The following is a 20089-nucleotide window of genomic DNA, read 5'->3' on the forward strand; positions in this document are numbered from 1 at the left end:
AAATTGTGGACAACCTATGGATATCTCTTGTTGCAGAAATAAAATAGTGAATTACGAAAAAGTTATCCAAACAGCGTCCACATATACTCCCCGTTACATTCCACACAGTTATGAGATGCCAAAACAATGGCAGACAGAGGGCTCAGGATGGTTTTCCTCTTTTCCACAGCCCCTAATAAGAAGAATACGGAAATCTTTTATATATTTATATATTAGCGCCGCACGAAAGGAGTTATACACATGAAGATTATATGCAGCAAATCAAACCTTGTAAAAGGAGTCAGCATCGTATCCAAAGCTGTCCCTTCTAAGACGACAATGCCAATACTGGAGTGTATCCTTATTGATGCTACTACTGACATTATCAAATTGACAGCAAATGATATGGAACTGGGAATACAGACAGAGATAGAGGGAGAGATTGCAGAACGTGGGATAATTGCTATCGATGCAAGAATCTTTTCAGAAATCGTAAGAAAACTTCCGGACAATGATATCGTAATCGAAACGGATGCAAATCTTCAGACAGTCATTACCTGTGAAAAGGCAAAGTTCGATCTGTCAGGAAAGCCAGGAGAAGAGTTCTCATACCTGCCCATTATAGAGAAAGAGGAGTCGATAGAAATATCACAGTTTACTTTGAAAGAAGTAATCAGGCAGACTATCTTTTCAATTGCCGATACAGAAAGCAACAAATTAATGACAGGTGAGCTGTTCGAGATAAAAGACAGTATCTTAAGGGTCGTATCTCTTGACGGACACAGGATATCAATCCGCAAGATTGAATTGAGAAATGAAGTCGCAGACAAGAAGCTCGTCGTACCAGGTAAGACTCTTACGGAAGTGAGCAAGATACTGTCCGGAGAGGCAGAAAGCATGGTGAATATCTCATACACGAATAACCATATCGTATTTGAGTTTGACCAGACGATCGTAGTCTCAAGGCTCATAGAAGGCGAATACTTCAAGATTGACCAGATGCTTTCCAGCGATTATGAGACAAAAGTGAGAATCAACAAGAGAGAACTCCTCAGTTGTATCGACAGGGCGACGCTTCTCGTAAAAGAAGGAGATAAGAAGCCGATTATTATCAATATTGGCGACGAAATCATGGAGCTGAAGATCAAGTCGCAGATTGGCTCTATGAATGAGGAGATAGTGATTGAAAAAGAAGGGAAGGATCTTCTTATCGGATTTAATCCGAAGTTTCTTATCGATGCGCTTCGTGTCATCGATGATGAAGAAGTCACACTTTATCTCATGAATGCAAAAGCTCCATGTTTCATAAAAGACGACGGGGAGAACTATATCTATCTGATTCTGCCGGTAAATTTTAATGCAGCATAATCAATAAGCACAACATTGCAAGTAAGGAAAATAATATGCAGAGTATAAAATTGAGAGAAGAATTCATCAAGCTTGGACAGGTGCTCAAGGCTGCAGGCCTGGTGGATTCCGGCGTTGAGGCCAAAGAAGCGATCCAGGACGGTCTCGTCCGGGTCAATGGAGAGACAGATACCCGCCGTGGAAGAAAGCTCCATGCCGGCGATGTGGTAACATTTGACGGGGAAGAAATAAAAATTGAAGATTAAATCTTTAAAGTTAAAGAATTTTAGAAATTATGATCTTTTAAAACTAGAGTTTGATGATGCTACAAATATCTTTTATGGGGACAATGCACAGGGAAAAACCAATATCCTGGAATCTATTTATCTATCAGGTACGACCAAATCCCACAGAGGAACAAAAGACAGGGATCTGGTTCAGTTTGGGCAGGAAGAGTCACATATAGAGACAGTTGTGGAAAAAAACGGTATTACGTATCAGATCGACATGCATCTGAAGAAAAACAGTCCAAAGGGAATTGCCATCAATAAGATTCCTATACGTAAGGCAAGCGAACTGTTCGGAATCATCAATATCGTATTTTTCTCTCCCGAAGACCTGAACATCATAAAAAACGGGCCGTCGGAGAGAAGAAGATTTATAGATCTTGAATTATCACAGCTTGATAAGGTATATCTTAATAATTTATCTAATTATAATCGTATCGTAAATCAGAGAAATCATTTGTTAAAAGATATCACCCAACAGAGAAATCTAATGGAAACGTTGGATGTATGGGAAATCCAACTCATCCAGTACGGTAACAAGATTATGGATAGAAGAAAACAGTTCGTAAATGAAATAAATAAAATAATTTCTAATATACACAAAAAGTTGACAGGACATAGAGAAGAGATTCATTTGATTTATGAGCCGAGCATCGGGAACCTTACGCTTGAGCAGGCTCTGTCCAAAAATAGAGAACGGGACATGAAGATAAAAAGCACTTCAGTAGGGCCCCACAGGGATGACATATGCTTTATGGCCGGGAACCTTGATATCCGCAGGTTCGGATCACAGGGACAGCAGCGGACTGCCGCGCTGTCGCTCAAGCTATCAGAGATCGAACTGGTCAGGCAGTCGATACATGATACCCCTGTGCTATTACTTGACGATGTATTGTCTGAACTTGACAAACACAGGCAAAACTATTTATTAGATAGTATTCATGATATACAGACGTTAATCACGTGTACCGGTGTGGATGAGTTTGTGAATCATCGTTTTTCTATAAACAAAGTATTTCATGTCCAGGACGGACAAGTAGCAAAAGAGAACTAGGAGGATTAGAATGAGTACAGAAAAGGTGCAGCACGAATATGGCGCGGACGAAATTCAGATATTAGAAGGTCTGGAAGCTGTCAGAAAACGGCCCGGTATGTATATCGGCAGTACATCAGCACGCGGTCTCCATCATCTTGTATATGAGATTGTGGACAATGCAGTTGATGAAGCCCTGGCAGGATTCTGCGATACCATATACGTAATGATAAATCAAGATAATTCTGTAACGGTTGTGGATAACGGCCGCGGTATTCCTGTGGGAATCAACAGCAAGGCAGGACTGCCCGCTGTTGAAGTCGTATTCACGATACTACATGCAGGCGGCAAATTCGGCGGCGGAGGATACAAAGTATCCGGAGGCCTCCACGGTGTAGGTGCTTCTGTTGTAAATGCTCTGTCAGACTGGCTGGAAGTTGAAATCTATAGTGACGGTAAAGTATATATGCAGCGCTATGAACGCGGCAAAGTTGCAAAGAAGCTGGCTGTCATAGGTGAATGTGGACCTGATAAGACAGGTACGAAGGTTACGTTCCTTCCGGATGATACTATTTTTGAGGAGACTGTATTTGACTATGATGTACTGAAGCAGAGGTTCAGAGAGATGGCCTTCCTCACAAAAGGATTAAAGATTGTCCTGCGCGACGACAGGCCGGTGGACGAGCCTGTGGAGAAGGTATTCCACTATGAAGGCGGTATCAAGCAGTTTGTCGAATATCTGAACCGTAGCAGGACGCCGCTCTACGAAAATATCATCTACTGTGAAGGATTCGTAAATAATGTGGCTGTTGAAGTGGCAATGCAGCACAACGATTCTTACAGTGACAACACATATGGATTTGTCAACAATATAACCACCCCGGAAGGCGGCACCCATATCGTCGGTTTCCGTAATGCATTGACAAAGACGTTTAATGATTATGCCAGAAAAAATAAACTGCTGAAAGACAGTGAACCAAACCTGTCAGGTGAAGATATACGAGAGGGGCTCACTGCAATTATCAGCGTTAAGATAGAAGATCCGCAGTTTGAGGGACAGACGAAACAGAAGCTTGGCAACAGTGAGGCAAGAGGCGCTGTGGACAGTGTCGTCAGCAGCCAGCTGGAAGTATTCCTTGAGCAGAATCCGTCCGTGGCGAAGATGACGGTTGAAAAATCAGTCATGGCACAGCGGGCAAGGGAAGCTGCAAGAAAGGCAAGGGATCTGACGAGAAGAAAATCTGCCCTTGACAGCATGTCGCTGCCAGGGAAGCTTGCTGACTGTTCCGACAAAGACCCAAAAAACTGTGAAATCTACATCGTAGAGGGTGATTCTGCGGGGGGATCTGCAAAGACCGCGCGTGACAGAGGAACACAGGCCATACTTCCCCTGCGAGGAAAAATACTGAATGTAGAAAAGGCGAGACTGGATAAGATATATGCCAATGCGGAAATCAAAGCCATGATCACTGCATTCGGTACAGGAATACACGATGACTTTGATATATCAAAACTACGTTATCATAAAATTATCATCATGACAGATGCCGACGTAGACGGTGCACATATCAGTACCTTATTGTTGACATTCCTCTACCGTTTTATGCCTGATCTGATCAAAGAAGGTTATGTATATCTTGCACAGCCGCCGCTCTATAAGCTGGAGAAGAATAAGAAGGTATGGTATGCCTACAGTGATGAAGAACTGGACGGAATACTAAAAGAAGTAGGCCGCGACGGCAGCAACAAGATACAGCGTTATAAAGGACTTGGAGAAATGGATGCAGAACAGCTCTGGGAGACGACCATGGATCCTGAACACCGCATATTGCTCCGTGTGACGATGGATGATGAGACCACTTCTGAGCTTGACCTTACATTTACAACTCTTATGGGTGACAAAGTAGAACCAAGACGCGAGTTTATAGAAGAAAATGCAAAATATGTACAGAATCTGGACGTGTAGGAGGTAAACGATGGAAGATAATATATTTGATAAAGTCCATGAAGTGGATTTGAAAAAGACGATGGAGACCTCCTATATCGACTATGCCATGAGCGTAATCGCATCACGTGCACTGCCTGATGTAAGAGATGGCATGAAGCCGGTACAGCGAAGGATTCTCTATTCCATGATTGAATTGAACAACGGCCCGGATAAGCCGCACAGAAAATGTGCCCGTATCGTGGGTGATACGATGGGTAAATACCATCCACACGGCGACAGTTCCATCTACGGAGCGCTTGTCAATATGGCCCAGGAATGGAGTACAAGATACCCGCTCGTGGACGGACACGGTAACTTTGGTTCCGTGGACGGTGACGGCGCAGCTGCCATGCGTTATACGGAGGCAAGGCTGAGCAAGATATCGATGGAACTGACTGCAGATATCAACAAAGACACTGTAGACTTTATACCGAACTTTGACGAGACAGAAAAGGAACCGGCGGTACTTCCTGCCAGATTCCCTAATCTGCTTGTCAACGGTACATCCGGTATCGCGGTCGGCATGGCCACTAATATACCGCCACACAATCTGGCTGAAGTTATCAATGCAGTTGTCAAAATCATCGATGACGAGATAGAAGATAATGAAGCGACGACGATTGAGGATATACTTAAGGTGATAAAAGGTCCCGATTTCCCGACCGGAGGAATGATACTCGGCACAAGAGGCATAGAGGAAGCATACCGGACCGGCCGTGGCAAAGTCCGTGTCCGTGCGGTGACCGACATCGAGACGATGCCAAATGGAAAGAGCCGTATCATCGTAACAGAACTTCCATACATGGTCAATAAAGCCCGTCTAATTGAAAAAATTGCAGAACTGGTACGTGATAAGAAGATTGATGGAATTACAGATCTGAGCGACCAGTCAAACAGGGAAGGCATGCGTGTATGTATCGAACTGAGGCGGGATGCCAATGCAAATGTTATACTGAACCAGCTGTATAAGCATACGCAGCTGCAGGATACATTTGGCGTAATCATGCTTGCTCTTGTCAACAACGAGCCGAGAGTCATGAATGTTCTTGATATGTTGAATTATTATCTGCAGCATCAGGAAGAAGTCGTGACACGGCGTACAAAATATGAGCTTAACAAAGCAGAAGAACGTGCACATATCTTAGAAGGATTGCTGATAGCTCTTGATAATATCGATGAGGTTATCAGAATCATCAGGGGTTCAGATAACGTACAGGCTGCTAAAGCTGAATTGATGGAACGCTTCGGCCTATCCGATGTACAGTCACAGGCCATCGTGGACATGCGTCTGCGTGCCCTGACAGGACTGGAAAGAGAGAAGATTGAAAATGAGTACAAAGAACTTATGGAAAAGATTGGAGAACTGAAAGCGATTCTTGCAGACAGAAAGCTGCTGCTTGGTGTCATAAGAGAAGAGATTATCGTAATCCGGGATAAATACGGAGATGAAAGAAAGACATCGATTGGGTTTGATGAATTTGACATCTCTATGGAGGACCTGATACCGAGACAGGATGTTGTCATTACGATGACGAAGCTTGGCTATATCAAGCGTATGTCTAATGATACATTCAAGGCACAGCACAGGGGCGGCAAAGGTATCAAAGGCATGCAGACGCTGGAAGAGGACTATGTAGAAGAGCTGTTTATGACGAATACGCATCATTATATCATGTTCTTTACCAATACAGGCCGTGTATACCGTCTCAAGGCATATGAGATTCCGGAAGCAAGCAGGACTTCGAGGGGGACGGCAATCATCAATCTTCTGCAGCTCATGCCGGAAGAGAAGATTACAGCAGTGATTCCGATTGAAGAATATAAAGAAGGCGAATATCTCTTCATGTCTACAAAGAAGGGACTCGTCAAGAAGACACCGATAACGGATTATGCCAATGTGCGCAAGACCGGCCTTGCGGCAATCACGCTCAGGGAAGAGGATGAACTCATAGAGGTCAAGTATACGAACAATGAACGGGACATTATCCTTGTGACTAAATACGGTCAGTGCATCCGCTTTAATGAGAGAGATGTACGTTCCACAGGCAGGACATCCATGGGAGTACGGGGAATGAACCTGGCAGACCGTGATGAGGTCATCGGCATGCAGCTGGATTCCCAGGGAACGCACTTGCTTATCGTGTCTGAAAAAGGTATGGGAAAACGTACGGAGATGGAAGAGTTCACAAGCCAGAACCGTGGCGGAAAAGGTGTAAAATGCTATAAGATTACGGAAAAGACAGGTAACGTCGTCGGTGTAAAAGCAGTAGATTTAGATGATGAGATTATGATCATCAACACAGGCGGCATCATCATCCGCATGAAATGTGATAATATATCCTCTCTTGGCCGTGTGACATCAGGAGTAAGGCTTATCAACCTGCCTGACGGGGATACGGTTGCAAGCATCGCAAAGGTCCGTAAAGGGGACGATGAAGATCCGGAAGAAGAGCAGTAAGTAGAAAAAGGTGGAACCAGCAGTTCAGGTTCCACCTTTTTCATACATTATGTTATTTTACTTCTGCCCGTCTCACGATAGAGAAACTAACGGCAGATAAGAGTATAAAAGTAATGATAAAGAACAGGAAAGTAAGAATCAGATTATTGGAGTTAATCCCCATAACGGTTAAAAGGATATCTACAAATGTATTCCAGGCCGATGGGAATAACCCGCAGATTAATGGCAGTATGACAAATAACGTTACCGGCAGGCAGATTGCAAACGGTGTCTTGAAATGCTTAGGAAGCCGGTAGAAGATACCTGCCACAAGATAGCCGAGCAGAAAAAGGCATCCGGTCATGAGGGCAGTCAGCAGCATATTCATCAAGAATCCCGCTGTCCCGTCCAGCTTCTCATGGAGGGAAGGAAAAATCATCTGGATGGAAGTATTAACTTCTATATTTTTATAAGATAATGCCGTAACCTGAATCAACTTAGTCATAAGCCCCTCTGCGACAGCAAAAACGACACTGAATATGCCTATCGTGCAGAGGCTGCTTTTAAAATAAATTATCCTGCTGAAACCATTCTGCATCAGCATGAGGAAGTGCTCGCTGAATATGCTGATGCCGGTTATCAGGCATACAAACGCGCCACTCATCCCTATAGATACAGATCCGCTGCCAATATTAATCTTTACAATACTTAGACCGATGAAGCCTGCTGCGAAAATGAATAATAAAATGGCAAAATAACAGATAAATACAAGTTTTAATTCTGATAACTGATATTTCAATGCTTTTTTCATTCCAACCCCTCCTTATACGCCTGTCAGCTGAATAAATAATTTCTGCAGATTCATAGACGATATCTCCAGTCCGTCAGGGAGCACATCATCCGGCCTACCAAGAAGATATACGGTTTTCAGGCCCCCAATCGTATCTTCCCCAATAGTTTCCCTGCCTGATATATATGCATTGACCAGCGCAGCCGGACCGGATACACAATAGCCGCCGTTCAGAATATCATCTCTTGATTCATCTTTTATAATCTGTCCGTTTTTTATAATGACGACATGTTCCACAATATTAGTCACCTCTTCAAGCAGATGGGTAGAAATTACCACGGTAAACGGGTTTTGGGCATACTTCTCGATAAGAAGCCTGTAAAAAAGATCTCTGTGGTATGCGTCCAGCCCAAGAACAGGTTCGTCTAAAAATACATATGGAACATTGACGGAAAGAGCCATGATGTTCTTAAATATAGACTGATAGCCGGTAGATAAGTTTTTGATTTTCCTTTTTTTAGGTAGCTCGAATACTTTGCACAGCTTATCTGCATATTCCATATCGAAATCAGGATAAAATTCTTTGCCCCAGAAGAAGGCTTCTTTCACTTTCATTCCCTCCGGATACAGATTATTTTCATTCACCAGAAAAAAGCGGGATAGCACTTGCTCGTTCTCTTTCACAGGCTCGCCGTCTAGCGTCACGGTTCCCTCATCCTGGAATATCCGGTTATTGATGATATTCAGAAGCGTAGATTTGCCCGCCCCGTTTCTCCCTAAAAGACCGTAGATCTTTCCCTCCTCCAGTTGAAGATTTACGTCAGCCAAAGCTTTTGTGTCTTTAAAAGTCTTGGAAATGCCTTTTATCTCTATTCCTTTCATTTTACAAATCCCCTTTCTATCATCGCGATAATGTCATCGCTTGTGATGCCGAGCCTTTTAGCCTCCTCTATCATCTTACAGATATAGCTGTCATAAAACTGGCTCTGCCTCTTATCCTTTAACCTCTGTACGGCCCCTTTTGATACAAACATCCCTACACCCCGCTTTTTAAATAAGATTGATTCGTCTACAAGTAGATTGATTCCTTTTAGCGCTGTTGCCGGATTAATTTTATAATTAACGGAAAATTCCGTGATGGAAGGAATCTGTTCCTCTTCGTGAAAAGCGCCGGTCAGTATGCCGTCTTCTATAGTTTCGGCAATCTGTATGAAGATTGGCTTTTCCTGATTTAGTTCCTGCTTCATGCTATCCCTCCTATCTTATTTGGTTAATTACTTAAATAATTAACTATATATGTATTAAAGCACAGATTTACATTTATGTCAATATAATAATTCTCATAAGAAAACTGCCCCTTTATAGGGGCAGCTTTTATAATGCTTCATTTTCATGAAATTCTTTTTTCTGTCTGTACATGGCTGCATCCGCCCGTTTGAACAGCTCCTTCAGATTCCGGTCTTTTTCGGGATGGAACAGTTCATAACCGATGGAAAGCGACAGGGGGATTTTCAATGCTAGTTCTGCTGAAAGCTCTTCCAGCCTGCAGTTGACATTCTCTATGAAGTCTTTCATTTCCCCGTCATCCGTATCCCAGAAGAGGATGACAAATTCATCGCCTCCAAGCCGGTATGCCGTACTGTTTTTTGTAACGGAGGACTGTATGGCCCTGGCAGCCGTCAGTATAAACAAATCGCCGGTGCTGTGGCCTAGCCGGTCATTGACGAGCTTCAGGCTGTTGAGGTCGGCTATGACAATGCCAATCCCGTCTTTTTTCGTCCTGGCTTCCAGATTATGCAAGTCCGTTTCAAAAGAATTGCGATTCTTAAGCTCTGTCAGACGGTCCGTGTTGGCCATGTCCTTATAGGCCGGATTCGACACTCTCCGAAAGATGAGGACTGCCGCGGCCGTTCCTGCTATACAGGTAATTAAGATGATGAACGGCAGGAACAGCTTCATCTTGTGGAAGGTGTCATACTGATGGGCGGCTTCAAATTCGATGCCGAGCACGCCGACAACCTCATTTTTATCGTGTATGGGAAAATACGTAATGAAAATACTGCCCCAGTCTGTCTGCTTAATATCATCAGGCAGTACGATATCTCCATTCAGTGCGCGTTCCATATCCCCATATATTTCATGCTCTATCCGATCTCCCGGATAGCGAAAATCTGCGGCCTTATAATCCAGTCCGTCTATGACATAGATAAAATTTCCGCTGCTGTCCTTTTTGGCAGTATATAGATATCGGACATCTGTTGACAGCTTGACATCTTCCAGCACTTTCTTCATGGAGATATAGGAAGGCTCGTCCATGTCCTCCTTCGTATTGATATCACGGAAGGTACTTTTGTCCAGGCTGTCTTCAAGATAGTCGTGGATAGCAGTGACTCTGTCCTCCAGATTCAATATCATGTCCTTGTATGCCAGGATATAGCCTATGTGGAATATGATAGAGGAACAGAATATTGTTGTCATAATAATCAATATAGATACCTGGACGTCTACCCGCCTTATCTTTTTTCTTAAGTTCTTACCGGTTCCCACTCCCTGTTCCTTTCTATGGCGGAATTGTTAAGGGATATTATAACTCGCGTATTATAATCTCAGCAACTTTTTTGACCGTATCAGCTACAAACTGCGTACACTGTGCCTTCCTCTCAGGAGAATTACGCTCCATCCCCTGTGTCAGGACACGGCAGCATGTACCGCCGCAGGCCGCCTTGAAGTAGTCGTGCAGCTCATTGGTAAGCGCAAAGCAGCGGTTGATCTTCTTATCGCCCGGTGTGGACCGTCCGAAGAAATATCCGATACACATCGTACCTCCGGCAAGCGCGCCGCAGATACATCCTCCTCCCCCGAGCCCCCAGGGAAAACCGGAGCTCATCGCAATAGCGTCATCAGACATATCCAGCTCGAAGTTCTTTTTGATTGCATAGATGATAGATTCGGAACAGGCGAACCCGGAATGAAAGATATCCACAGCGTCCTTTTGCAGCTGCTCCATGTTGATATCAGTAGTCATGTTATAAACCTCCCATTTCATATATGTAGAATTTTCTTAATCTCTTGGTCATATTATAGCCTTACTTGTGGAAAAGTTCAATCAGGGACAGGGCAAATTGGGGTTGGGGACGGGGGAAATTTCAATTTCCCCCGTCCCCAACCCCAATTTGCCCTGTCCCTGATTTTGACATGTGGCGCTAAAACCTTTATACTATAATAAGTGAAAACTATCCAATTTTAAACCGGGAGGAAAATCATGCGTACAATTGACGTAGATATTATAACTGATAACATCAAAGAGATGTGTATAGAAGCGAACCATTTTCTGTCGAAAGATATGGATATCGCGATGAAGGAGGCGGCCAGGAACGAGGAAGCCCCGATTGGGAAGCAGATTCTGGAGCAGCTGCAGGAGAATCTGAAGGTTGCGGCGGATGACATGATTCCCATCTGCCAGGATACTGGCATGGCGGTCGTATTCATAGAGGCAGGACAGGACGTTCATTTTACGGGCGGAAGCCTTGAGGAAGCGGTAAACGAAGGGGTGCGAAAGGGATATGCCGAAGGTTTCCTCCGCAAGTCTGTCGTAAGTGATCCTATTATAAGAGAGAATACGAAGGACAATACCCCGGCAGTTATCCACTATAGTATCGTGCCTGGGGACAAGGTTACCGTCAAGGTTGCCCCGAAAGGGTTTGGCAGCGAGAATATGAGCCGCGTCTTTATGCTGAAGCCGGCGGACGGATTAGACGGGGTGAAAAATGCGGTCTTGACGGCTGTCAGAGATGCAGGACCGAACGCCTGCCCTCCGATGGTAGTCGGTGTCGGCATAGGAGGCACCTTCGAGAAATGTGCACTATTGTCCAAAGAGGCGCTTACGAGGGAGGTCGGCTCACAGGCAGATATTCCATGGGTATCCGAACTGGAAGAGGAGCTGCTTCAAAGGATTAACGGCCTTGGCATCGGACCCGGCGGCCTTGGCGGTACGACGACAGCACTCGCGGTCCATGTAAATACTTACCCGACGCATATCGCAGGCCTGCCAGTGGCGGTCAATATATGCTGTCATGTGAACAGACATGTGATCAGGGAGATATAAGTTAACTAAAAGTACGTGAAAGGAAATGTATTATGATGGAAAAGCATGTTGCAGCTCCGATAACAAAAGATATTGCCCGTACACTGCGCGCGGGGGAATATATCTATCTGACCGGGACAATATATACAGCAAGGGATGCCGCCCATAAAAGGATGGAAGAGGCATTATCCGGAGACGAAGGACTTCCCCTTGATGTCAGAGGCCAGGTCATATACTATATGGGACCCTCGCCGGCGAGAGAAGGCCGTCCCATCGGTTCAGCCGGACCTACGACAGCCAGCCGCATGGACAGATATACCCCAAGGCTTCTTGATCTGGGGCTCGGAGCCATGATTGGAAAGGGAAAGCGGAGCAAGGAAGTACTGGAAGCTATCGTAAGAAACGAAAGTGTTTACCTTGCGGCGGTAGGCGGCGCCGGGGCGCTGATTTCTAAATGTATCAAAGAGTCTGAAGTCGTAGCATATGATGATCTGGGGACGGAAGCCATACGGAAGCTGACCGTGGAGAACTTTCCGGTAATCGTTGTGGCAGACTGCGCAGGCAATAATCTGTACGAAACTGCTATTAAGGAGTATGAAAGATAATGAAGAGAATATTGCTTATGGTATGCAGGAATATCATCCTCGTACCGTTTATGTGGGTCAAGTTATGTTATTATGCCTCTCATGTGGACAAGTATTCGGAAGAAAAACGGTTTGAAATGCTGAAATTCATAACGACCCGCGCCAACAAAGGCGGTAATGTCACGATTGAAGTACACGGGAAAGAAAACATACCGGAAAAAGATGGGTTCATGTTCTTTCCCAACCATCAGGGATTATATGATGTACTGGCAATAATACAGGCCTGTCCGCGCCCGTTTTCTGTCGTGGCAAAAAAAGAAGTTGCCAATATACAGTTTTTGAAGCAGGTATTTGCGTGTATGAAGGCATATATGATTGACCGCGACGATGTCCGCCAGGCAATGCAGGTTATCATTGACGTTGCCAAAGAGGTGAAGAACGGAAGGAACTATCTCATATTTGCGGAAGGTACCCGCTCCAGGAATGGTAATAAAGTGCAGCCGTTCAAAGGAGGCAGCTTCAAGGCAGCCACGAAAGCAAGATGTCCGATTGTTCCGGTTGCACTTATCGATTCGTTCGTCCCGTTCGATTCAAGTACGATGAAGCCGGTGACCGTCCAGGTCCATTTTTTAAAGCCGCTGTACTATGACGAGTATAAGGATATGAAGACGACCGAGATAGCCGGACAGGTAAAGGATGCTATCCAGCAGACGATACAGGAACATGATTCTAAAAGCGGCTGGCTTATGTAAGGTAAGGCGAAGAAAACCGATAGACAGTCGTATGGTCATACAGTTCTCCTACTTTTAAGAAAGGCTGTTCCCATTCCGGGTGGTTCACGCTGTCAGGCGCATACTGGGTCTCAGTGAAGACAGCACAGTGCCTCTTGTAGGGCACTCCATATTTGCCCGTCTCGCTGCCGGTGAGAGAGTTGGCGGTATAGAGGTGGACGCAGGGCATGGTAGTGAAGCACTCTAACGTCCGTCCACTGCCGGGATGGGTAAGCGAGAGGCAGGGCCTCAGGTAGGACCCGCCGTCCAAGAACCAGTTATGGTCATAGCCTCCAAACGTCTCAGTATAGGCGGAAGGAGAAACAATCTGCGCCCTTATGAGCTGTTCCGTCCGCAGATCCATGTTCGTGTGGCCCGCGGATAGCACCTGGCCAGGAATGCCATTACAGCCGGCAGGTGCAAAAGAGCTGCCATATATCTTCAGCCGGTGGTCCATACAGGTGGAGGAACGGCACGTGTCCAGATTCAAGGCCATATGGTTTGAAAGGCTGCATACCGTATCTCTGTCGCTGACCGCTAGAAAACGAATGGAAAGCTCGTTCTGTTTATTTAAGGCAAAATGGACAGAGACCGACAGATTGCCGGGGACGCCTTCTTCCCCGTCCGGACTCAGACGTTCCAGCCGGACATATTCCTGACCGCTGTCATCCATACATACAGAGGGATTCCACATGTACCGGTGGAATCCTTTTTTACCGCCGTGAAGATGATGGAAGCCGTCGTTCTGGGCTACCTGGATTAGTTTACCGTCTAAAAAGAACCTTCCGTTCTTTATCCGGTTGGCATATCTGCCCATTATCCATCGTATAGACCGGCGTTCGCCTTTTCTTATCTCTGCTTTCTAAATATATTTTCATATGGATGCTCATCCAATTACCTCCTACGCTTATGAGAACGATAACAGACGTCTCTATCTGAGCCCCATATTATAGAGCTTCCCGGCACATGTCAACCGGTCGGTCCAAAATGGACGGCTCACTGCAGCTTTACTGTGATATGTAATAATAATCCGACATTACGGGATGTGGAAAAGTTAGCCGGCGTGGCAGTACACCATCTCTAATTATCTGAATAACCCGGAAGGAGCGAAGCCGAAGAACAAAGAGCGGATCGAGGATGCTATAAAGGTCCTGCACTTTACTCCCAATACGATGGCACAGCGGCTGGCAAGCGGAAGGACGAATACGATTCTGCTGTACATACTGTCAGAACGTGAAATCGGAGACTCCACGTGGCTGCATCAGCTGTCTCTCATACAGGCTGTCAACGACCGTCTGCATATGACAAGATATAATCTGCAGATTAAGATCGGCCAGGTAGAAGATACCGTATTCAAATGCAGGCGGGTAGAGCGGAAATCGACAGGAAAAGCTTATGATTCCATATTCTTCCGCAAGTAGAGCCGGCCATATAAGAGCATATTCGCTTCACGACACTAAAAAAACGTTAAATAGACTAACATGCAGGAGGAGAACGACATGAGCAGAGTAGTAAGGATAGCAAGCCCGGAAGGGATTCTAAATGAAGAGCAGGTAAAGCCTGTTCGGCTGGAGGACAGCGTATACCAGAAGAGGAAGGAACTTCTCACAAGACGGATTCAGGAGAAGAATCTGGACTTTGCAGTGCTCTATGGAGATAGAGAACATTTTCAAATATAAAATATTTCACACGGTACGACTGCAGGTTTGAAGAGACACTTGGCATCGCGCTCCATGAGGATTTGCTTCCTATGAGCGGCTACAACGCAGTGATGTTTCCGTTCCTGCTGGACAGGAAAGAGATGTTTGCGTTGGAAGCATAATGACGTGCCATAGAGGAAAGGGAGTGGAGCAATGGCAGATAAAATTGCAGTTTAGTTAGAGCATATCAGCAGACATTTCCCGGTGTAAAGGCATTAAATGATGTAAACCTGGAATTAAAGAAGGAGAAGTACACGCGCTTGTCGGTGAAAATGGAGCCGGAAAATCTACATTGATAAAAATACTTGCCGGGGTTTACCACCCGGATGAAGGCGGGCAGATCAGGCTCGGATGGACAGGAGAGACCATCACAGACCCGTATTCGGCCATCCGGCATGGAATATCTATCATCTATCAGGATATCAGCCTGTACCCGAACCTGTCCATTGCAGAGAACATCTGCATGGGAAAGGATGATAAAAGGTTCATCAGCCACAGACGCCAGGAAAAGGTGGCGGTGGAGGACATGAAGCTTCTGGACATTGAGATAGATACGAGGAAGAGGCTGGAAGATGTAAGCATCGGCGTACAGCAGATGGTCGCGATTGCAAGAGCAGTATACTTCGAGTCCAGGGTCATCGTCATGGACGAGCCGACCGCGTCACTGTCAAGCGGCGAGGTAGATAAGCTCTATCATATTATCGAAATGCTGAGAAAAAGAATATTTCCATCTTGTATAGCAGCCACAAATTTGAAGAGGTATTCCGTGTATCCGACCGGATCAGCATTCTGCGGGACGGAAATTATATCGGGACCTTCCGTACAGAAGAGATGTCCTAGGATAAGCTGGTCGTCCATATGGTAGGCAGAAAGATTGATGAGATAGAGGAAAAGAAGCCGGTGGACCGCAAAGATAAGCTCATGGAATTAAGAGGGTATACCAAAGAAGGGAACTTTGCGGACGTGGATTTCACACTTTATAAAGGGGAAGTGGTGGGACTTACCGGTCTTGTGGGCGCCGGAAGGAGCGAGCTGTTCCAAAGCGTGTTCGGCATTACGAGGCCTGATGCAGGGCATAATCGTAAAGCAGAGCGTGAGGGCCAATCTGACCGCCACGGTTCTGGATAAGATAACCGGGAAGATGGGCCTTCTTGACAAGAAGAAGGAAGATGAGCTCGTAGAAGAGAATATGGAGAAGCTGGACATCCGCCCGCGGCTGCCGGAGATGAATATCGAACATCTGTCTGGCGGAAATGCACAGAAGGTAGTCGTAGGAAAATGGCTGTCTACAGATCCGAAGATATTTATCGTAGATGAACCGACGGTCGGTGTCGATATCGGAGCAAAGACAGAGATCCACAGGCTTCTGAGGAATCTGGCCGTTAGAGGGATGGGCGTCGTTGTCATATCTTCCGAACTTCCTGAGATTCTGAAAGTATCTGACCGGATCGTCGTCATGAAGAAGGGCAGGATCGTCGGTGAGATGAAGGCGGAAGAGGCTACGCAGAAAAAGATTCTGGAGAAAGCGCTCTGATGTGCGGAAAGGGGTTCGAGATGAAGAAAATACTTGCAAAGCGGGAGGCGACGCTCCTGATAGCAATCCTGATAGTTGCGGCGATTACAACGGTGATCAATCCTCAGTTCCTGACACCGTTCAACCTTATCAATATCATATCCACCAATGCGGCTAATGCCATCATGGCAGTAGGGATGACGGCAGTCCTCATCGTAGGCGGCATCGATATATCCGTATCTGCACAGCTTGTCACAGTCGGCGTGCTGGCGGGGAAGCTTATGCAGATGCAGGTTCTGAACGTATTTACTATGTTTCTGGCATTTTTCATAATCGGGGGCCTGCTCGGAGGCGTCAACGGCACGCTTGTTTCCAAGACGAACCTGCCTCCCATCATCGTCTCTCTGGCTATGAACTGGCGGCAGCGCTTCTGGCCGGAGGAAGCGGCAAAGTCTACGGCACGATTATTGGTGTGCTCGTCTTCGCCATATTGGGGAACGGGCTTAACCTCAACAAGATATCTTCCCTGAAACGGCAGATGCTCATAGGGATTGTCCTGCTTGCCGTCCTGCTCATCCGGCAGTTTTCCGGAAAACTGAAGGAGAGACGGATGATAAGCGGTCAAAATAAATAACAAACCAACTCAATGTAAGGAGCAAGAACTATGAAAAAAGTAAAACAGCTGACGGCAGTCATTCTGGCGTTTGCCCTTGTATTCGGGCTTGCCGGATGTACAAGAGGCGGAGCGGGCGAAAAGGACAGCAAGTCCGGATCTGCTGAGACAAAGAAGGAAGAGGCCCTTCAGGATGTCCTGAAGAATGAGTTCCCTGACATCCAGGTGATGCCTACGGTATATCACGGCGGCGACCAGCAGAAGGCTTACGCGCTCTGCCAGGACCTGCTGACGGCCAACCCAGATCTGGAACTCATCGCCGTCATCGCTACACCGGGACTTCTGGGTGCTGCCCAGACAGTGGACGCATCCGGCAGAAGCAAAGTGATCGTGTACGGTGCAGAGCAGCCGAACAATATCAAAGAATATATGAAGAAAGACAATCTGAATGTAGTAGGCTGCCTGTGGGATGTAATGACACTTGGGAAAGAAGCGGTCAATATCGTGTACAGCTGTCTGGCGGACGGAAAAGAATATAAGGAAGGGGATACGGTGGAAGGGTATCCGGAGTCCTCTGTAATCGGAACGAACATTACGTTCAATGCAGTGCTGGAATTCGATAAGGATACCGTAGACGATTACAATTTCTAGTGGAAAGAAAGGCATAAGCAAAGGAGGCATGCAGGATGATTATTGATGCTCATATGCATTTGATCAGAAAAGAGAACTTTGATAAGGAAAGATACCAGTGGCTTGATAACTGGAGACCCTTCGGTCGAGATACGGGGCCATATCGAAAAAGTCCGCACCGGATTCAACGAGATAAACAGACGCTGCGGATGGCCGCTGCTGACGGAGGAAGAGATAGAGGGCATCATGTAACGCAATGCCGCACGGCTGTACGAACTGGAGGCTTAGTAAAGTGGACGCCGGTAGCGGAGAGGCTTCTGGCTGATGTAAGGACCTTGGCGTGTGTGAGCATGTTGATAACATATTTAAGAAGCTGAAATCTATGCCAGAAAATCATAATTTTAGGAAATCCGGAATCAGTCGGAGGTTGTTATGCGAGATAACATCTTCATACCTGATTCCGGATTTTCTTGCAGCAACATTTTCCATGCTTCGCTGCGAACGTTGATAATGAACATATATAACCTGCCCGTCTTTTGATTTCAAAAAAGGGTCATAATCCAATGATGGACTCGGGTACCTTAGATAGGACCGGGGGATAGTATAAATGTATTGTAATTTTTTCCTTTTATTGTATTATAGTAATGGTAGTATATTACATAAGATTATCGCAGAAGAGGTAAAAAGCCAGCCAGATGATTTATGAAAATGAAATAAAAAGGTAATGATAAGATTAAAAAGAGAGGATGAGCGTCCTCTCTTTTTAATACAGCCGACGTATCAATTTATACTTATTGAACTACTAATGTTCATATGGTATGCAATTTCAAAATCAGTGGGGTGAAGGAATGAATAAGACATATGGATATGTACGAGTATCGACGAGAGAGCAGAACGAAGACAGACAGATGATTGCACTGCGTGATTTTCCCGTGCTGCCTGAAAACATTTATCTGGACAAGTTAAGTGGAAAAGATTTCAACCGTCCTGAATATCAGAAGCTGTTGAGAAGGCTGAAAAAGAAGGATATACTGGTTATCAAATCAATAGACCGGCTTGGCAGGAATTATAAAGAAATACTGGACCAGTGGAGATATCTGACCAAATCTAAGGAAATATACATCGTAGTGCTGGACATGCCGCTTCTCGATACGCGAAAGAGCAATGACCTGATTGGTACCCTTATTGCAGATATCGTACTTCAGCTGTTATCCTATGTTGCCGAGACGGAGCGGGAAAACATAAAACAGAGGCAGGCTGAAGGAATTGCCGCTGCTAAAGCAAGAGGTGTGAAGTTTGGAAGGCCGAACAAAAAAGTCCCCCATAATTTCTATAAAGTGTACAGCCGTTGGCGATATGGCAAAATAAGCGGCAGGGAAGCAGCCAGACAGCTTGGAGTATCCTATACCACATTCATGAAATGGGCCGGCTATGCGGAGAGAAGTTCTGACAGAATAAAAAAGTAGAACTTTATTGGGCGCTTCATATATAATAAAATTATCGGTAAAAAATAGAGAATTTTGTAGAGAAACGAAAGAATTGCGAATACATATACAATAAAATGAATCAATGTTTTTTGATCAAAAAAGTCTACTTTTATAAACAGTATTCTTTCACATATAAAGGAGGAACAGATATGGAAAAGAGAAGTTTTCTTGAATATCTAGCTCAAGAAGCCGGGTGTGACTGTCTGTCGGATCTGCGGCTCAGACAGGAGCAATGGTCGCCCCGAATCATTGAAATACTGGGTAACATCGATATGGATGAATATGTATTAAGTGATTGGAAAGAAGTCACTTCTTATCTTACAGATACAGAATTAAGTGTATTAGATGGAATAAAGACAAAGAAAGAAGCAAAAGAATATATTATTAACTGGTTGAATTCAAAAAAGCATTGACAATACAGGTTTCCTTTAGTATAATAATCCGTGCTGGAGAAATACTCAAGAGGCTGAAGAGGCGCCCCTGCTAAGGGTGTAGGTCGGGTAACCGGCGCGAGGGTTCAAATCCCTCTTTCTCCGTTAGTCATGAATGGCTGTCTGGGACTAAAGTTTCAGACAGTTTTTTATGGCCAATGCGCAGACGGTATCTTAACTATTATATATAGTAGAAACTGCTCCACATCGTACAAGGTATAGTATCTGTTAAGAGCTTGTTTAAAAAAAGTAAAAAAAAGATAAAAAAGCACTTGACATTTATAGCCAAAAAATGATACTATATCTGAGCTGACCCAAACGGGGGAGCAAAAGCACCTTGATAATTAAACAATAGACAACGACCCTGAAGATTTCTTGAAAAGAGAAAAATTCAGAACGGACATCGAATGAGATGTC

General features: G+C 45.2%; 24 protein-coding genes and 1 tRNA gene. 19 read left to right on the forward strand and 6 right to left on the reverse strand.

The genetic code is table 11. The features are described 5' to 3' along the window. The first annotated feature begins 240 nt into the window (after positions 1 to 240). Genes dnaN through gyrA form a run of 5 tightly spaced genes read left to right on the forward strand, consistent with a single transcriptional unit; the run spans position 241 to position 7091 of the window. Positions 241 to 1347 carry a DNA polymerase III subunit beta gene (dnaN, locus tag E1963_RS13975; protein ID WP_132279067.1) on the forward strand — a complete coding sequence of 369 codons (1107 nt, stop codon included), beginning with the start codon at positions 241 to 243 and terminating at the stop codon, positions 1345 to 1347. Positions 1348 to 1382: 35 nt separating this feature from the next. Next, positions 1383 to 1592 (forward strand): RNA-binding S4 domain-containing protein, encoded by a 210-nt coding sequence (locus tag E1963_RS13980; protein ID WP_132279070.1) that lies wholly within the window; start codon positions 1383 to 1385, stop codon positions 1590 to 1592. After that, the gene (gene recF / locus E1963_RS13985) at positions 1582 to 2667 is read left to right on the forward strand and encodes a DNA replication/repair protein RecF (RefSeq protein WP_132279073.1); all 1086 of its coding nucleotides are present in this window, start codon (positions 1582 to 1584) and stop codon (positions 2665 to 2667) included. Before E1963_RS13980 ends, recF begins: the two co-directional genes overlap by 11 nt. A gap of 10 nt (positions 2668 to 2677) precedes the next feature. Then, positions 2678 to 4612 (forward strand): DNA topoisomerase (ATP-hydrolyzing) subunit B, encoded by a 1935-nt coding sequence (gene gyrB, locus E1963_RS13990; protein ID WP_132279076.1) that lies wholly within the window; start codon positions 2678 to 2680, stop codon positions 4610 to 4612. Positions 4613 to 4622: 10 nt separating this feature from the next. Then, the gene (gene gyrA / locus E1963_RS13995; protein WP_132279079.1) at positions 4623 to 7091 is read left to right on the forward strand and encodes a DNA gyrase subunit A; all 2469 of its coding nucleotides are present in this window, start codon (positions 4623 to 4625) and stop codon (positions 7089 to 7091) included. A gap of 52 nt (positions 7092 to 7143) precedes the next feature. On the opposite strand, the gene E1963_RS14000 is transcribed toward gyrA, so the two are convergent. From E1963_RS14000 to E1963_RS14020, 5 genes are all read right to left on the reverse strand, one after another. Continuing rightward, positions 7144 to 7881: a hypothetical protein gene (locus E1963_RS14000; RefSeq protein WP_132279082.1), complete on the reverse strand. Its 738-nt coding sequence runs from the start codon at positions 7879 to 7881 to the stop codon at positions 7144 to 7146. 12 nt (positions 7882 to 7893) lie between these two features. Continuing rightward, entirely contained in the window at positions 7894 to 8742 is an 849-nt protein-coding gene (locus E1963_RS14005) for an ATP-binding cassette domain-containing protein (RefSeq protein WP_132279085.1), read from the reverse strand. Beyond that, positions 8739 to 9107, reverse strand: coding sequence for a GntR family transcriptional regulator (locus tag E1963_RS14010; RefSeq protein ID WP_132279088.1), 369 nt, complete (start codon positions 9105 to 9107; stop codon positions 8739 to 8741). Before E1963_RS14010 ends, E1963_RS14005 begins: the two co-directional genes overlap by 4 nt. A gap of 127 nt (positions 9108 to 9234) precedes the next feature. Beyond that, positions 9235 to 10407, reverse strand: a complete 1173-nt coding sequence (locus tag E1963_RS14015) for a GGDEF domain-containing protein (RefSeq protein ID WP_132279091.1) — start codon at positions 10405 to 10407, stop codon at positions 9235 to 9237. A gap of 37 nt (positions 10408 to 10444) precedes the next feature. Then, positions 10445 to 10885 (reverse strand): C-GCAxxG-C-C family protein, encoded by a 441-nt coding sequence (locus tag E1963_RS14020; RefSeq protein ID WP_132279094.1) that lies wholly within the window; start codon positions 10883 to 10885, stop codon positions 10445 to 10447. Positions 10886 to 11122: 237 nt separating this feature from the next. On the opposite strand from E1963_RS14020, the gene E1963_RS14025 reads away from it, so the two are divergent. From E1963_RS14025 to E1963_RS14035, 3 genes are read left to right on the forward strand one after another with little or no spacing between them, the layout of a single operon-like run. After that, positions 11123 to 11965, forward strand: a complete 843-nt coding sequence (locus E1963_RS14025; protein WP_201272044.1) for a fumarate hydratase — start codon at positions 11123 to 11125, stop codon at positions 11963 to 11965. Between the two features lie 35 nt (positions 11966 to 12000). Further along, positions 12001 to 12549: a Fe-S-containing hydro-lyase gene (locus E1963_RS14030; RefSeq protein WP_132279130.1), complete on the forward strand. Its 549-nt coding sequence runs from the start codon at positions 12001 to 12003 to the stop codon at positions 12547 to 12549. After that, positions 12549 to 13280 carry a lysophospholipid acyltransferase family protein gene (locus E1963_RS14035; RefSeq protein ID WP_132279100.1) on the forward strand — a complete coding sequence of 244 codons (732 nt, stop codon included), beginning with the start codon at positions 12549 to 12551 and terminating at the stop codon, positions 13278 to 13280. Before E1963_RS14030 ends, E1963_RS14035 begins: the two co-directional genes overlap by 1 nt. Here E1963_RS14035 and E1963_RS14040 read toward each other — a convergent pair. Further along, on the reverse strand, positions 13273 to 14115 hold the full coding sequence (locus E1963_RS14040) for an aldose epimerase family protein (RefSeq protein WP_132279103.1): 843 nt from the start codon (positions 14113 to 14115) through the stop codon (positions 13273 to 13275). The two genes, E1963_RS14035 and E1963_RS14040, sit on opposite strands and share 8 nt — an antisense overlap. A gap of 355 nt (positions 14116 to 14470) precedes the next feature. Between E1963_RS14040 and E1963_RS14045 the strand changes: the two genes are divergently transcribed. The 11 genes from E1963_RS14045 to E1963_RS14085 all read left to right on the forward strand — a co-directional run bounded on the left by E1963_RS14045 (position 14471) and on the right by E1963_RS14085 (position 19777). Continuing rightward, positions 14471 to 14719, forward strand: coding sequence for a hypothetical protein (locus E1963_RS14045; protein ID WP_243117740.1), 249 nt, complete (start codon positions 14471 to 14473; stop codon positions 14717 to 14719). A gap of 78 nt (positions 14720 to 14797) precedes the next feature. Further along, complete coding sequence (locus E1963_RS14050) at positions 14798 to 14977, forward strand: hypothetical protein (RefSeq protein ID WP_132279106.1); 180 nt, start codon at positions 14798 to 14800, stop codon at positions 14975 to 14977. A 313-nt stretch (positions 14978 to 15290) separates the two neighbouring features. Next, on the forward strand, positions 15291 to 15863 hold the full coding sequence (locus tag E1963_RS20165; protein WP_243117741.1) for an ATP-binding cassette domain-containing protein: 573 nt from the start codon (positions 15291 to 15293) through the stop codon (positions 15861 to 15863). Continuing rightward, positions 15857 to 16126: an ATP-binding cassette domain-containing protein gene (locus E1963_RS20170; protein ID WP_201272045.1), complete on the forward strand. Its 270-nt coding sequence runs from the start codon at positions 15857 to 15859 to the stop codon at positions 16124 to 16126. The genes E1963_RS20165 and E1963_RS20170 overlap by 7 nt, the downstream gene beginning before the upstream one ends. Next, the gene (locus E1963_RS20175; RefSeq protein WP_201272046.1) at positions 16065 to 16532 is read left to right on the forward strand and encodes an ATP-binding cassette domain-containing protein; all 468 of its coding nucleotides are present in this window, start codon (positions 16065 to 16067) and stop codon (positions 16530 to 16532) included. The genes E1963_RS20170 and E1963_RS20175 overlap by 62 nt, the downstream gene beginning before the upstream one ends. 20 nt (positions 16533 to 16552) lie before the next feature. After that, complete coding sequence (locus tag E1963_RS14060) at positions 16553 to 17041, forward strand: ABC transporter permease (protein ID WP_167482208.1); 489 nt, start codon at positions 16553 to 16555, stop codon at positions 17039 to 17041. 134 nt (positions 17042 to 17175) lie between these two features. Then, positions 17176 to 17775, forward strand: coding sequence for a substrate-binding domain-containing protein (locus E1963_RS14065; RefSeq protein WP_132279112.1), 600 nt, complete (start codon positions 17176 to 17178; stop codon positions 17773 to 17775). Between the two features lie 102 nt (positions 17776 to 17877). Beyond that, positions 17878 to 18006 carry a hypothetical protein gene (locus E1963_RS21340; protein ID WP_279230717.1) on the forward strand — a complete coding sequence of 43 codons (129 nt, stop codon included), beginning with the start codon at positions 17878 to 17880 and terminating at the stop codon, positions 18004 to 18006. Positions 18007 to 18602: 596 nt separating this feature from the next. After that, a complete protein-coding gene (locus E1963_RS14075; RefSeq protein ID WP_132279115.1) occupies positions 18603 to 19220 on the forward strand; it encodes a recombinase family protein in 618 nt (205 codons plus the stop codon). Between the two features lie 170 nt (positions 19221 to 19390). Beyond that, positions 19391 to 19654: a hypothetical protein gene (locus E1963_RS14080; RefSeq protein WP_132279118.1), complete on the forward strand. Its 264-nt coding sequence runs from the start codon at positions 19391 to 19393 to the stop codon at positions 19652 to 19654. Between the two features lie 35 nt (positions 19655 to 19689). Further along, positions 19690 to 19777, forward strand: a tRNA-Ser gene (locus E1963_RS14085). The last annotated feature ends 312 nt before the right edge of the window (positions 19778 to 20089 follow it).

Source organism: Extibacter muris (assembly GCF_004345005.1).
GTDB lineage: Bacteria > Bacillota > Clostridia > Lachnospirales > Lachnospiraceae > Extibacter > Extibacter muris.